The 14,844-nt window shown below is 43.6% G+C and carries 14 protein-coding genes; 8 read left to right on the top strand and 6 right to left on the bottom strand.

All coding sequences use genetic code 11. The features are described from left to right. Nucleotides 1–779: 779 nt before the first annotated feature. Together HY805_03405 and HY805_03400 are read left to right on the top strand one after the other, a co-directional pair. Nucleotides 780–2,504 carry an ATP-dependent DNA ligase gene (locus HY805_03405; GenBank protein MBI4823262.1) on the top strand — a complete coding sequence of 575 codons (1,725 nt, stop codon included), beginning with the start codon at nt 780–782 and terminating at the stop codon, nt 2,502–2,504. A 34-nt stretch (nt 2,505–2,538) separates the two neighbouring features. Continuing rightward, entirely contained in the window at nt 2,539–4,278 is a 1,740-nt protein-coding gene (locus HY805_03400; protein ID MBI4823261.1) for a tetratricopeptide repeat protein, read from the top strand. A gap of 9 nt (nt 4,279–4,287) precedes the next feature. Here the strand turns inward: HY805_03400 and serS are convergent, their stop codons facing one another. Further along, nucleotides 4,288–5,553, bottom strand: a complete 1,266-nt coding sequence (serS, locus tag HY805_03395; protein MBI4823260.1) for a serine--tRNA ligase — start codon at nt 5,551–5,553, stop codon at nt 4,288–4,290. A gap of 84 nt (nt 5,554–5,637) precedes the next feature. Between serS and HY805_03390 the strand changes: the two genes are divergently transcribed. The 6 genes from HY805_03390 (at nt 5,638) to ybeY (ending at nt 10,986) form a co-directional block, all read left to right on the top strand. Then, nucleotides 5,638–6,684: a SpoIID/LytB domain-containing protein gene (locus tag HY805_03390; protein MBI4823259.1), complete on the top strand. Its 1,047-nt coding sequence runs from the start codon at nt 5,638–5,640 to the stop codon at nt 6,682–6,684. After that, nucleotides 6,665–7,660, top strand: coding sequence for a tRNA preQ1(34) S-adenosylmethionine ribosyltransferase-isomerase QueA (gene queA / locus HY805_03385; GenBank protein MBI4823258.1), 996 nt, complete (start codon nt 6,665–6,667; stop codon nt 7,658–7,660). The genes HY805_03390 and queA overlap by 20 nt, the downstream gene beginning before the upstream one ends. After that, nucleotides 7,657–8,160 (top strand): SPOR domain-containing protein, encoded by a 504-nt coding sequence (locus HY805_03380; protein ID MBI4823257.1) that lies wholly within the window; start codon nt 7,657–7,659, stop codon nt 8,158–8,160. Before queA ends, HY805_03380 begins: the two co-directional genes overlap by 4 nt. A 70-nt stretch (nt 8,161–8,230) precedes the next feature. Next, nucleotides 8,231–9,130: a PhoH family protein gene (locus HY805_03375; protein ID MBI4823256.1), complete on the top strand. Its 900-nt coding sequence runs from the start codon at nt 8,231–8,233 to the stop codon at nt 9,128–9,130. Continuing rightward, complete coding sequence (locus HY805_03370; protein MBI4823255.1) at nt 9,102–10,637, top strand: HDIG domain-containing protein; 1,536 nt, start codon at nt 9,102–9,104, stop codon at nt 10,635–10,637. The genes HY805_03375 and HY805_03370 overlap by 29 nt, the downstream gene beginning before the upstream one ends. After that, complete coding sequence (gene ybeY, locus HY805_03365) at nt 10,627–10,986, top strand: rRNA maturation RNase YbeY (protein ID MBI4823254.1); 360 nt, start codon at nt 10,627–10,629, stop codon at nt 10,984–10,986. Before HY805_03370 ends, ybeY begins: the two co-directional genes overlap by 11 nt. Here ybeY and HY805_03360 read toward each other — a convergent pair. Genes HY805_03360 through HY805_03340 form a run of 5 tightly spaced genes read right to left on the bottom strand, consistent with a single transcriptional unit; the run spans nt 10,972 to nt 14,705 of the window. After that, entirely contained in the window at nt 10,972–12,174 is a 1,203-nt protein-coding gene (locus HY805_03360; GenBank protein MBI4823253.1) for a bifunctional 3,4-dihydroxy-2-butanone-4-phosphate synthase/GTP cyclohydrolase II, read from the bottom strand. The two genes, ybeY and HY805_03360, sit on opposite strands and share 15 nt — an antisense overlap. 11 nt (nt 12,175–12,185) lie before the next feature. After that, nucleotides 12,186–12,830: a riboflavin synthase gene (gene ribE, locus HY805_03355; protein MBI4823252.1), complete on the bottom strand. Its 645-nt coding sequence runs from the start codon at nt 12,828–12,830 to the stop codon at nt 12,186–12,188. Further along, entirely contained in the window at nt 12,830–13,159 is a 330-nt protein-coding gene (locus HY805_03350) for a hypothetical protein (protein ID MBI4823251.1), read from the bottom strand. The genes ribE and HY805_03350 overlap by 1 nt, the downstream gene beginning before the upstream one ends. After that, nucleotides 13,159–13,773, bottom strand: a complete 615-nt coding sequence (gene lepB / locus HY805_03345; protein MBI4823250.1) for a signal peptidase I — start codon at nt 13,771–13,773, stop codon at nt 13,159–13,161. Before lepB ends, HY805_03350 begins: the two co-directional genes overlap by 1 nt. Before the next feature lie 5 nt (nt 13,774–13,778). Then, nucleotides 13,779–14,705 carry an ROK family protein gene (locus tag HY805_03340; GenBank protein MBI4823249.1) on the bottom strand — a complete coding sequence of 309 codons (927 nt, stop codon included), beginning with the start codon at nt 14,703–14,705 and terminating at the stop codon, nt 13,779–13,781. Nucleotides 14,706–14,844 lie beyond the last annotated feature (139 nt).

Genomic DNA, 14,844 nt, shown 5'->3' with positions numbered 1-14,844 from the left:
TGTGAAACAACCTTTAAGCCAGTCCGAAATCAAACTCACTCTCTCGTCCATAGGTCTCACCTCTCTCCATGGCATCGCAATACCTCCTTGCTCTGCCATTATACTGTTACCCATGTCCGTAGGTTAATCTGTTAACTATGTTAGCAGGTTGCACCGTAAGTAATCCCCCTTTAGAAAAGGGGGAAAGAGGGGGATTTTAGAAAAGGGAGCATCGGAATGAGATTCATTCCTGTCACTCCTGCTTGTCAGGAGTCCTTCTTTAAGAAAGATTCTGGACAAGCCAGAATGACTGGGGGGGTCGGAATGACACACCCTTTCCCTGTCACCCTGAACTCGTTTCAGGGTCTAATAAGATGCTGAAATGAATTCAGCATGACAAGGGAAGATAAGATTGCTTCGTTAGATGGGTGGGAGGGCGGGATAAAAAACCTCTTGACAAATCAAAAGGCATTCCTTATACTACTAACTATAGTTTTAATAGATTATAACTTATAAAACAATGGTTGAGGAGATGCAGAGGGTTGCAAATGAGATACTTGAGCAAGAATTACGGAATAATCCGGAACCAAAACGGAACTAAACCTGAACTAAAAGTGAACGAAAATGAACTAAAATGAAGGCAGAATCATTAAAAATCAATGGGTTATGAGGATACCCCCCCTCCCCCCTAAAAAAATGAAGAAAAATAGGACATTTCTAAATTGGCTTGACAAGAAGGATTACAAGTTCTTGATTATAGAGGCTAAAACCGTTATCCTTACTGACAGGAGGCTTGAGTTGTGAAATTTCTCACACTTACAGGGTATCTCGAAAGGCTCGAGGCAACCACAAAGCGTCTTATTATGTTTGAGATTCTTTCTGAGCTTTTCAAAGAGGCATCTTCAGAGGATATAGACAAGATTATCTATATCAGCCAGGGAATACTTCTTCCTGCGTTTTACGGAATCGAAATAGGGATGTCCGAAAAACTCCTAATCAGGGCACTTTCCGAGGCAGGAGATGTAAGCACAAAAAAAGTAGAGGAGCTTTTTAGCAAATCAGGAGACCTTGGCTTGACAGCAGAGTCCCTTATAAAGGGCAAAGGAGGGCTTACTGTAAAAGATGTTTATGAAGAGCTTATGGACATCGCAAGGACATCGGGTGCAGGCTCTGTTGAAAAGAAAATCGGGCTCCTGAGCAATCTCCTAAAAGGGGTATCTTCAAAGGAGGCTAAATACATAGCAAGGTTCGTCATAGGCAGACTCAGGCTTGGCATAGGAGAGCCGACTGTGCTTGAAGCATTAGCCCTTTCCGAAGGAAACAGGGCATTGAGGGTTGAGCTTGAAAGGGCATATAATCTCTGCTCTGATTTAGGTCTTATTGCAAAGACTCTTAAAGGCAGAGGCATATCCGCAATAAGAAAATTCAAGGTTAATGTTGGCTATCCAATCAGGATGGCTCTTTGTGAGAGGCTTCCTTCAGGAGAGGATATAATCAAAAAAATCGGCAAAGCCGCTATAGAGGCAAAATACGATGGATTTAGATGTCAGGTGCATAAAGACGGAGACAGGGTCGAGGTCTTCTCGAGAAACCTCGAGCGCACAACCCATATGTTTCCTGAGATAATAGAGGCAACAAAAACCCATTTCCTTGCAAAAAAGGCAATATTCGAGGGAGAAGCCCTTGCATTTAGCGAGGCAACAGGCGAGCTTCTGCCATTTCAGATAACCATACAGAGAAAACGAAAGCATGGAATCGAAGAGCTAAGGAAAGAATGCCCTCTTAAGTTTTTTGCATTCGAGCTGATTTATGAGGACGGAGAAGACTATACGGAAAAGCCCTATATAGAGAGAAGAAAAAGACTTGAGTCCCTTATCGAGAAAAACCCTGTTATAGAGCCTGCCGAGATGGTCGTCACGGATGAGCATGAAGAAATCTACAGTTTCTTTGAGAACTCCATAGAAAGGGGGCTTGAGGGAATCATTGCAAAGAGGCTCGATTCCCCTTACACGGCAGGAGCAAGGAACTTTAACTGGATAAAGCTAAAGAGAAGCTATAGGGGAGAGCTTGCAGACACTGTGGATGTCTGCATAGTAGGTTATTTTAGGGGAAAAGGGGCAAGGGCAAGGTTTGGTATTGGTGCACTCTTAGGTGCGGTTTATGAGCCTCACTCCGATACATTTAAGACAATAAGTAAGGTGGGCTCGGGCTTTAAGGACGAGGAGTTTTTTGAGCTCAAAAGAAAACTCGATGAGATTACAATCTCACATAAACATCCTCGCGTGGATTCCCTCATCAGTGCAGATACATGGGTTTTGCCAAGATATGTAGTTACTGTCACTGCTGATGAGATAACCCGCTCTCCGTCTCACACAGCAGGAATGGATAAGGAAGGCATCGGCTATGCACTCAGGTTTCCAAGGGCAGTTGGATTTCTCCGTGATGACAAAAACCCAGAGGATGCAAATACGGTTAAGGAGATAGAGGAACTTTTTAAGATGCAAAGGAAGGTGAAAGTAAGTTAGTGTTTGGTGTGAATAAATGAGAACCCGAAATTGGATGCTAATTGGTCTTTCTGTTTTTCTAAGTGTGCTCGTCTATGTGCAAACCTTAAGTTATGAGTTTGTCTATGACGATATACCGTTTATAACAGAAGAGCCAGGCATAAGGGACATAAAAAACATTCCCGGAATGTTCCTTAAAAAAGAGGTCTTAGACGAGGTTCGTGGCGGATACTATAAGCCTCTCCTTCATATCTCCTTTGCCATAGATTATTATCTCTGGGGCTTAAACCCCCTCGGATTTCACCTGAGTAATATTGCCCTTCATGCAATAGGAGTAGCATTAGTGTTCTTTTTATCCCTGAGGCTCTTAAAGGGCCCTATAGCGGCATTTGTATCGAGCATCTTCTTTGGGGTTCACCCTGTCAATACAGAGGCAGTTACATTCCTTTCGGCAAGAAATACGGTGCTTTGTGCAATCTTCATAGTCTCAGCCTTCCTTGCCAGCATGAGGTATAAAGAGGGCAGGGCTCTTAGATGGCTTTTTATTTCGCTTTTGTTGTTCTTCTTTGGACTGCTTTCAAAGGAGTTTGCAGTAATGCTTCCCTTTGTTATGTTAGCAGGATGGTTTCTTGAGGACAAAACACAAAGGCAGAGGTTTAATGTGTATATCCCGTATTTCGTAGTCCTTCTGATTTATCTTGTGCTGAGAAGCATTGCCCTTAAGGGCGGCACAGGGATTGATATGAAAATAATCGAGGCTCCAGAAAGAATAGGAGGCATGCTATATGCATTTGCCTCATACATAAGGCTCTCATTCATCCCTTTTGAGCAGAAGGCATTATATGACATAAGCACAGTGACAAGCCTAAAGGTTATAGCTTCGGCAATTGTGCTTCTTGTTGCCATATGGGTCATATTCAAAAACAAACACAGGGCTTGGGTAGGCTTTCCTGCGCTTTGGTTTTTGGGGTTTCTCGTTCCTGTAACGAACATCGTGCCTTTGTTTGGAAGTTTTATGGCTGAAAGATACCTCTATATTCCATTAATCGGTGCAGGGATTTTCATAGGAGGAATTTTCTCTGCCCTGCCTGAAAGGCGTATAAAGGCAGTTGCCTTCACTGTCTTCCTCTTAGTGCTTGCCATGATGAGCCTACTAAGGAATCCTGTCTGGAGAAGCGATGAGGCACTTTACAGCAATATGGTCAAGACCACACCGACCTCTTATAAGGGCTCTTACAATTTAGGCAATGTCATGCTTAGGAAAGGGAACCTGAACGAGGCAAAAAGGCTCTATCTCAAGACATTAGAGGTAAAGCCTGATATGATGGCTGTAAGAAATAATCTGGGCGTCATTTATGAAAAGCAGGAAAACTACAAAGAGGCTGAAAAACAATACAGGGCAATACTCGATGTAAGGCCCATACCGGATGTCTTCCTTAATCTCGGCAATGCCCTGAGCAAGCAGGGAAAAGTGAGGCTTAAAGAAGCAGAAGACGCATATAAGACAGCCATTGGACTGTCTCCCAAAGGCTTTCGCCTGTATGTAGCCTTGACCGAATTTTACGAAAGAACTGAGAGACCCGCTTTAGCCCTCGAAGTAATGAACTCTGCCATCGGAAACATTCCCGACCCTTACAGGGCATATAACATAGCAGGCACTGTCTTAGGAAAAATAGGAAGATTCAAAGAGGCAAGGAGTTATTTCGTTAAGGCACTTGAGCTTAACCCCGAATGCAGGGAATGCAGATATAACATGGATGTCTTAAGCAGACTTGAAAAAGCACAAAAAAAGTAGATTATTCTGTCAACCTATCCTACCTACCCCCATGTAGGGCTTTAGCTCCTCTGGTATAATGACAGAGCCATCCTTTTGCTGGTAGTTTTCTAATATTGCAACTACTGTCCTTCCAATTGCAAGACCCGAACCATTAAGTGTATGCACAAATTCCGTGCCTTTTTTGCCCTCACGCCGAAATCTTATCTTTGCCCTTCTTGCCTGAAAGTCCTCGAAATTAGAGCATGAAGATATTTCTCTATACCTTCCCTGCCCTGGAAGCCATACCTCGATGTCGTATGTCTTTGATGCCGAGAAGCCTAAGTCTCCTGTGCAAAGTGAGACAACCCTGTATGGAAGCCCCAATCTTTGAAGAATGTCCTCTGCATCTTTTGTTAGGGTTTCAAGCTCTGTGTATGAGTCCTCGGGCTTTACGAATTTTACAAGCTCAACCTTGTTGAACTGATGCTGTCTTATAAGCCCTCTTGTGTCTTTTCCATAAGAGCCTGCCTCTTTTCTGAAGCACGGTGTAAAGGCAGTGTAATAAATTGGCATGTCTTTTTCATTGAGAATTTCTTCTCTATGGATATTCGTAACAGAGACCTCTGCTGTTGGGATGAGATAAAACTCAGGGTCAACTATTTTGAATAGCTCATGCTCGAACTTTGGCAATTGTCCTGTGCCTGTCATGCTATCTTTGTTTACGATTATAGGAGGAAATACCTCTATATATCCTTTTGATGTATTTATATCGAGCATGAAATTCATTAATGCCCTTTCGAGTTTTGCGCCGAGTCCTTTCATAATTGAAAATCTTGCACCTGAAATCTTGCCTGCACGCTCAAAATCTATTATTCCGAGCATCTCTCCAATGTCCCAGTGATTAAGCGGAGGAAAATCGAATTCTCTAATCTCACCCCATGTTCTTTCTACTTTATTTTCAGTCTCGTCTTTTCCATACGGTACAGATGGGTGCGGGATGTTGGGAATGTCAAGAAGGAATGCCTTTATATTTTCGTCAAGCTCTCTTTCTTTTTCCTCAAGTTCTTTAATTTTAGCTGAGACTTCTTTCATCTCTGTGTGAAGGGCTGAGATGTCCTTTTTATGTGCCTTGAGTTTTCCAATCTCTTCTGAGACTGCATTTCTTTTTGCCCTAAGAGTGTCCACTTCCTTTATAAGGTTTCTTCTTTGTTCTTCAAGCTCAAGGAGTGGGGAAAGTGAAAGCTTATAGCCTCTTTTTCTGAGGGCAGTTTTTACAATTTCTACATTTTCCCTTACAAACCGTGTATCGAGCATGTTTTATAATATAGCTGAATGCACTGGAAAATTAAAGGTTTATATCGCTGACAGAGGAGCTTATTTACCCCTTGACCTAAAGGCATGCCGATAGATAATATACAGATAGTGCTAGATAATACACATTCAGGTAGGCAGAAGACGATGAGATTACTAATAGTGGTTCTTTCTGTCTTTCTGCTTGCAGGCACTTCCCAATGCTTCGGGACCGAGACCATAAAGGTGCTTATACTGGATGGAACTTTTAAGGAGATTCCGGATACAAACGAACGGCTCGGAATACTCGATTCCGTAAAGGGAGAATTGCTTATTGGGTATACACGATATAAGGGTAATATCGAGGTCTGGCGCGGGACAGGGGGCATATATCTCATAAGCGAACTACCACTTGAGGAGTATGTGGAGGGTGTTGTCATTTCAGAGCTATCAGAGGACTGGGAGACAGAGGCTATAAAGGCACAGGCAGTCATTGCCCGAACCTATGCCCTTTATCAGAAATCCATAAACCAAAACAAAAAATTCCACCTGACATCATCTGTCCAGCATCAGCTCTTCAGTGGTAATAACTCAGACACAAGGGTTTCCTTCATAGTGAAAGGCACCGAAGGAGAGGTACTTACATTTAATGGAAAACTCATCGAGGCGTTTTATCATTCCACATGCGGCGGAAAAACCGAAAACTCAGAGGAGGTATTTAACAAAGAACGTCCTTATCTTAAGTCCGTAAAATCAGAATGCAAGCTCTCTCCTTATCAGATATGGAATAGAAAAATACCTTTCTCGGAGATAGAGGATGCCCTCGGCATTAAGGGTATAAGCGATATTCAGATAAGGTCGTTTACATCCTCTGGAAGGGTCAAGGAACTTGCCATCATAACCAATTCAAACTCAGTCGTTCCTGCAACCGAGTTCAGAAAAAAACTTGGCTGGAAAAAGATTCCAAGCACAGACTTTACCCTTAAAGTAGATGGGGATCTGCTGATATTAGATGGCAGGGGCTATGGTCATGGCGTTGGTCTTTGCCAGTGGGGAGCAAGGGAGATGGCAAGAAAAGGCAAGACATATAAAGAGATACTTTCCTTTTACTATCCCGGCACAACCATAGAGCTTTATGAATACAGCGGATTTTAGTTATCCCCTTCCGGACTCTCTAATAGTCCATGAGCCTGCACATACGAGAGACCAAAGCAGACTCCTTGTCCTTAACAGGGATGGCTCGGTAAGGCACAGGAGATTCCATGAAATCCTGAATTATCTTAATAAAGGAGATATACTTGTCCTTAACAAAACAAAGGTGCTAAGGGCAAGGCTTCAGGCATTCAAGCCAACAGGCGGAAGACTCGATATACTGCTTGTAAAACATATCTCAAACGGCAGATGGGAAATCCTCTGCCCTAAAAGATATACAGGTAAGATAAGTGTCAACGCTATCAAGGGATATGTGGAACACGGAAGGTATTTAGTCTTTTCAGGCACTAAAGATGAGTTACTCGGTGTAGGGATGATGCCCCTTCCTCCATACATAAAACGCAAGCCCGATGAAAGGGACATCGACTGGTATCAGACAGTCTATGCATCTGAGGAAGGCTCTATTGCCGCACCAACTGCAGGGCTTCATTTTACACAAAAACTCCTTAGCTTTATCGAAAAAAAGGGTGTAATTTTAAGATACCTTACACTTCATGTAGGAAAAGGCACATTTATGCCTGTGAGGGCTAACTCGCTAAAAGACCATCGTATGGAGACAGAATATTTCGAGATGCCTTCAAGCCTTATTTCAGAGATAAAGGAAGCTAAGGCAAATGGCAAAAGGGTCATCTCGGTTGGCACTACGACAACAAGGGCACTTGAGGCTGTTATGAGCCATCGGTTTAGAGGGCTGGCTGTAAATGGCTTTATAAAAGGTGAAACTGACTTATTCATCACACCGGGCTTTGAATTTAAGGCATTAGACTCACTTATTACCAATTTTCACCTTCCATGCTCGACCCCACTCATACTGACCAGTGCCTTTTCAGGAAAAGAAAAACTGCTTTCTGCATATAAGGTCGCAATTCGGATGGGTTATAGATTTTTCTCCTATGGGGATGCTATGCTGATAAAATGAGCATTAAAGCCCTTATAGGCGCAAGGGCATTTGCCATTGTCGTAGTGGCAGTAATTTCAGGAGCAAGCTTTACGCTCGGATTCTTAGTCGGTAAAGGGGTAAAAAACCCAGTGGAAGTGAAGGAGGAATTACAAACCCCGGCAGATGAAAGCCTAAAAGTCCCTGCTGATGGGGAAGAAGTCACGGACTTTAAAGAGTTTGAGACCCCTCTACAAGAGGAGCTACAAGCCCCGATAAATTCGGCAACCCTCGTAGAGCCCAAAACCGTCTCTGAAAAGACATACTGCGTTCAGGTAGGTGCATTTAAGAATAAAAAGGATGCAGAGATACTTAAAAACGACCTTGCAAAAAAAGGTTATAAAGTTTATGTGGTTACCTCGGAAGACAAAACGGTTCATAAGGTTAGAACCGAATGTCTAAAATCAAAGAAAGAGGCAGAGGTCATGGCATTGAGACTTAAGGCAGCCGAGAAGATTCCAACATTCGTAGTAGAAAAATAAGGTGGCAATTACAGTTACCGTAGAGATAGAACTTGACTCGGAAAAAGAGCTGAATCTCTTTCACGGAGGCATCGAGGACAATCTCAAGCTCATAGAGTCTGCCTTTCATGTCCTCATAAGCTCGAGGGGAAATAAGGTTTTCATACAAGGAGAGGAAGGACCTGTAGAGCAGGCAAAGGGGATTATAAACGAGCTAAGAAGTATAAGCAGCACTGGCTATACACTCAGACCAGAGGATATAAAATATGCCCTCAGGTCCGTTTCAGAGGGTCATGAGGTATCGCTTACAGAGCTTTTCTCAAAAAACATATCAGTCTCGCCTAAGAAAAAACTCATCATACCAAAAACAGAAGTTCAGAAACAGTATGTCGATGCAATAAGGCAATACGACATAGCCATCGGCATAGGGCCTGCAGGAACAGGCAAGACCTATCTGGCAATGGCAATGGCTGTGAATGCACTTCTTAAAAACGAAGTAAGCAGGCTTGTCCTTGCAAGGCCTGCTGTAGAGGCAGGTGAAAGATTAGGTTTCCTGCCAGGAGATATGTATGAAAAGGTAAACCCCTATCTGAGACCCCTCTATGATGCCCTTTTCGATATGATAGAGGCTGAAAAGGCATCCCGACTCATAGAGCGTGGCATAATCGAGATAGCACCCCTCGCATTCATGCGTGGAAGAACGCTGAACGATTCCTTCATAATCTTAGATGAGGCACAAAACACAACCCCTGAGCAGATGAAGATGTATCTTACGAGGCTGGGGTTTAATTCAAAGACAGTAATCACAGGAGACATAACACAGATAGACCTTCCACCTGATAAGGTCTCAGGGCTTGTGGAAGCGGAAAAAATACTTTCTGATATAGAAGGCATAAAGGTCATTTATTTTACTGAAAGGGATGTTGTCAGGCACAGGCTTGTGCAGGAGATAGTCAGGGCATATGACAGGTATGAAAAACAACGCAAATAAAGTTAGAGGGTTTAATCTAAAGATAGCCTTTCTGGTTATCGTATTTGGATTTATCTCGGCACTCATAATACAGAGGAGGTTTGGCTACACGGAATTTAGCGGAGCATTTCTGATATCTGCTGTACTGCTGTTTCTGCTTTACAAGGACATAATGAGATATAAGCCAAAATATATCGCCAGATACAGCATGCTTGTCCTCATGGGGCTTATCATAGCAGGCAGTCTTCTTGTGGGAAGACTTGCAGAATATGTCTTTACGGGGTTTCTAAGCGGAATGGGTATAGCGGCACTTAAAACCGCTGTCTTTGGAATCCCCCTGCCTGCTGGTGCAATGCTTGTTACGCTTCTTTTTGATTTTCATGCCGCAATCGTCTTTTCTTTTATAGTGAGCCTGCTTGGAGGGCTGTGGCATGCAGATGCCGTTTATTCTATATATTTCTTTATTGGAAGTTTTGCCGGTGCATTCAGCGTTATGAGATGTAGGAAACGCACTGCACTCCTTAAGGGTGGCATTTATGTTTTGGGAGCAAACCTTTTTTCCGTCACGGTCATCTACCTTTTCAGGGGAGAGCTTTTTACCCTCGATTATCCGCTTGCACTGGCATTTGCCTTTTTCTCGGCAGTTTCGGTAATGGCTATTGTGTCATTCGTTCTTCCTGCAATAGAGTACTTTTTCAAGGTCACAACAGATATAAGCCTTCTTGAGCTTCTTGACCTTGACCAACCACTTATGAAAAGCCTTATGGTCTCTGCCCCGGGCACATACCATCACAGCATAATCGTTGGCAACTTAGTCGACTCTGTGGCTGAGTCTGTTGGCGCAAACCCCCTGCTTGCAAGAGTAGCCTCTTATTACCATGACATAGGAAAGCTCAAGATGCCAGAGTATTTCATAGAGAACTCCATAACAGGTATAAGCAAGCACGAAAGGCTCACACCGCATATGTCAAGCATGATACTTATGTCCCATGTAAAAGAGGGAGTCGAGCTTGCAAAGCAGTATAAACTTCCAGAGCCAATAATTGACATAATAGCAGAGCATCATGGCTCAAGCCTGATTACTTATTTTTATCAGAAGGCAAAGGGATTCGAGCATGAAGAAGCACCTTCGGAGGAGGAATATAAGTATCCCGGACCCAAGCCCCAGAGCCGGGTCTCAGCACTTGTGATGATGGCTGATGCAGTGGAGGCCTCATCGAGGGTTCTTACCGACCCTACCCCACAGAGGATAAAGTCCCTTGTGGATAAGATAATAGACCACATATACCTCGAGGGACAGCTCGATGAGTGCGAGCTTACCCTCAAAGACATATATGAGATTAAAAAGCGATTTACACATATCCTGACCGCAATACTTCATAGAAGGGTGGATTACCCCGGGTTTGATTTCGATGAAGAGTCAAAACATAGAGAAGGTCTTCATAAGCAACTGTCAAAGGAAGATAAGACTAAACCTGAAAGAGACAGAGAAAAACTTGCTCAGGGCTCTCCGTATATTGAGGCTTAAGGGTGCCCAAGTCTCGATAGTCTTTGTAAGCCCAAAGAGGATGCGGTCTCTTAATCTTTCCTATAGAGGCATTGACAGGACTACCGATGTGCTTTCCTTTGGGGTTACGAGTCCTGATGAGGCAAAAAAAACTTCTCGGATTCCCTATATCCTTGGCGACATCGTGATAAACCCCTCACAGGCAAAGACGCAGGCAAAAGGGCATGAGCTTTCATTTAAAGAGGAGCTCAGATGGCTTATTGTTCATGGGCTTCTTCATCTTATTGGGTATAAACACGAAACACGATACGCCGAAAGAAAGATGAGGAGGAAGGAGAGGCAGTTGCTCGAGAGGCTAAACGCTTTTTAGGATATGTCCTAATTTTTTCTTTTTTGTCTTAAGGTAGTCAATATTTTTTTCGTTTGGCTTTGTCTCTATTGGAACTCTTTCTACGATCTTAAGTCCGTATCCTTCGAGTCCGATTATCTTTTTTGGATTGTTTGTCATGAGGCGCATCTGTCTTACACCTAAGTCAACGAGGATTTGTGCGCCGATTCCATAGTCCCTGAGGTCAGGCTTGAATCCCAATTTTATATTAGCCTCAACCGTGTCAAGCCCTTTGTCCTGAAGCTCATATGCCCTGAGCTTATTTGAAAGTCCTATGCCTCTTCCTTCCTGCTTCATATAAAGGACAACACCCTTTCCCTCGTTTTGAACCATCTGCATTGCCTTATGAATCTGTGCTCCACAATCGCATCTCTTTGAGCCAAACACATCTCCTGTAAGGCACTCCGAGTGGACCCTCACTAAGACCTTATCTCCGGGCTTAATCTCACCTTTTATGAGGGCTATATGCATATTCTGGTCCACATCGTTTGTATATGCTATTGCCCTAAAGTCTCCGTAATCTGTGGGCAGTGTGACATCTGCTATCCTTTTTACGAACATCTCTGTTTTCATTCTGTAGTGGATGAGGTCTTTTATGGTGACCATCTTTAGGTTATGTTTTTTTGCAAACTCCTTTAGCTCAGGCACCCGTGCCATTGTGCCGTCATCGTTCATTATCTCGCATATGACGCCTGCTGGATAAAGTCCTGCTAACCTTGCGAGGTCAACAGAGCCCTCTGTCTGGCCTGTCCTCTGAAGGACACCTCCTGGCTTTGCCCTCAGGGGAAAGATATGACCCGGTCTTGTGAGGTCTTCTGGTTTAGTCTCAGGGTCTATTGCAGTAAGGATTGTTCTTGCCCTGTCATGTGCCGAGATTCCGGTTGTCACACCTTTTTTAGCCTCTATCGAGACAGTGAATGCAGTGCCATAGGTAGATGTGTTTTCATTAGTCATCATTGGTAGTTTAAGGCTACTAACCCTCTCAGGCGTCAGGGACAGACAGATAAGCCCTCTTCCATATTTAGCCATGAAGTTTATTGCCTCAGCCGTAACCTTTTCTGCTGCTATAAAGAGGTCCCCTTCGTTCTCCCTATCCTCGTCGTCAACGAGGATAATCAGCCTGCCTTTTACAAGGTCCTCTAATGCCTCGTCTATGGTGCTAAATGCTATATTCCTGTCAATCACCTTTTACCTCCGACAAAACCTGCCTCTTCAAGTCGGCTCATAAGGGTGCCCTCTTCAGTCTCCCTCTGCATAAACCTTAAAACATATTTCCCTATAATATCGGTCTCTATGTTTACGCTTGAGCCTATCCCTTTAGTGCCAATCGTCGTGACTAAGGCAGTATGGGGTATTATAACGACTGTAAAACTGTCCTTAAAGACATCCACCACTGTGAGGCTTATGCCATCCACTGCCACAGAGCCCTTTTTGACTAAATGGAGCATCACATGCTCTGCCACAGTTATTTCGATCTTCATTGTGTCAGCCTCTTTGACCTTTGCCCTTATCCTTCCAATGCCATCCACATGTCCCGTAACAAAATGGCCTCCTAATTTGCCATTAGCAGAAAGCGAAGGCTCTAAGTTTACAGAATCTCCGGCTTTAAGCTCTGACATGTTTGTGCTTTTGAGGGTCTCCTCCGAAAGGTCAAAGCTCATGATGCCCTTCTCGATACTGGTCACTGTAAGGCATGTGCCATTTATAGAGATACTGTTGCCAACACTCACATCAGACATATCCGATTTCAGGGTAATGACTGCTGTCTTACCTTTTTTTGCGAATGAAACCACCTTGCCCATTCCTGTTATGATGCCAGTGAACATTATCTGATTGCCTTGACAGTGAAGTCTAAGTTTTTCTTATAGATGTTAAGGATATTGACTGTCTCTGTCCATGTGAAGGTTACTTTAAGGTCATTGCCAGAGCCTGTTACAACGACCCCGGATTCTGTTAAAGGAACCTTGAGCTCTTTAGCCCTTTCACGCATCAATTGCAAGCGATTGTCACCCTGAGGTGAAATCGGAAATCTTATCATACTCTCTGCATCCGACTTAAAGGCAAAATGCCTGTAATAAGGTATTGCAAACATAGCCCCTGAGTATATGATAAGCCCTATTATCGATAGACAGATTAATCTTCTAAAGCATTTCATCAGTTCACCAGATGGGCAAACCTTCCAAATCTTGGAAGTTTCTTTTCCCTATCCCATGACCAGTATATAATGAATGCCTTGCCCTTTATGTCTTTAAATTCCACATAACCCCAGAACCTGCTATCGTAGCTCTGGTCACGGTTGTCTCCCATCACAAAGTACCTGTCCTTCGGGACAATGAGGGGTCCAAAGTTATCTCTCGGCTCGATTCCAGCAGGTCTTGTTGTGGTGTCTGCATGTTGAACATAGGATTCTTGAACCAGCTTTCCATTTACATATATTACCTTATTTTTGGATTCAATTACATCACCCTCAGTTGCAATAACCCTTTTGATAAAGTCCCTTTTGGGGTCCTCCGGGTATTTAAAGACTATTATATCTCCTTTTTTTGGTTTTTTGATGACCAAGATGTGCTTGTCGCTAAAGGGGAGTTTCACTCCGTAGATAATCTTATTGACTAATATGTGGTCTCCGACAAGCAGTGTTGGAATCATCGAGCCAGTAGGTATCTTGAATGCCTGAACGAAGTATGCCCTTATGAATAGGGCAAGGATGAGCGCAGTGACGATTGCCTCGAGATATTCGAAGATAACTCTTTTTCGTTTTCTCTGCATAATCTTCACGATTGTAGGGAGTGTTCCTCCTGAAACACTAATTGGCTTGCACCTAAGATGCCTGTATCGTCTCCAAGCTGGGCAGGGATTATCCTGACTTTCTCGAACAGGCTTTTAATTGCCCTTTTCGATGCCTCTTTAATTGCCTCTGCTATATAAATATCCCATGCACCTGTAAGTCCTCCTGTAAGGAGGATGGCATCGGGGCTCATTATATTTATCAGGTTTGCAATGCCCACTCCGAGATATTTCCCTGCCTCTTTCAATGCCTCTCTGGAAAGGGTGTCACCCTCGAATGCGGCTTTATAAACATCCTCTGGGGTGAGTTTATATATATTGCCCGAACAATAATCCTTAAGGATGCTCTCTGTGCCTTTCTCTATTGCCTTTGTGACAAAACCCGTTATGGCTCTGGCAGAGGCATAAAGCTCAAGGCATCCGTTATTGCCGCATGGGCATTTCTGTCCAGCACTTTCTAAGCTCATATGTCCAACCTCGGATGCTACATTCAGAAGTTTTCCTCCATAGATGATTCCACCTCCTATGCCTGTGCCCAAGGTCATGAGGATGAAGTTATTAAAGTCTTTTCCTGCACCGAGATGCTTTTCTCCGAGTGCGGCTGCGTTGGCATCGTTTTCAACGACCACAGGCACGCCACCTGCTATGTCATCCATAGCCTGACCATTCAGGGATGGAATGTTTGGCGATACAATAATCCTTTTTGCTTTCCTGTCAATGATGCCTGCAACACCAATGCCTATACCTGCCACATTATCGTCCATAAGACTTGCCACTGCCTTCTTAATGGAGTCTTTTACATTGTCCGTTGTTGGCTCCTTGAGTTTTTTGATGATACTTCCGTCCCTCGACACTGATGCGACTCTCAGGTTTGTCCCGCCGATGTCTATTCCTATAGCATAGTCTTTTGGCATTCCTACATTCAATCTCGAAGTGCAACAGATGCGACTTCAAGGGGCGTCTTGTAGCCCAGACATTTTCTGGGCCTTGTGTTAATTAATGATGCTACCATTGCCACCTGCTCATTGGTTATTTTACCGAAGTCCGTGCCTT

This window comes from Nitrospirota bacterium (genome assembly GCA_016207905.1).
Taxonomy (GTDB): Bacteria; Nitrospirota; Thermodesulfovibrionia; order Thermodesulfovibrionales; family JdFR-86; genus JACQZC01.
Note: the sequence above shows the minus strand (reverse complement) of the source record. Positions and strands in the feature narration are given on the sequence as shown.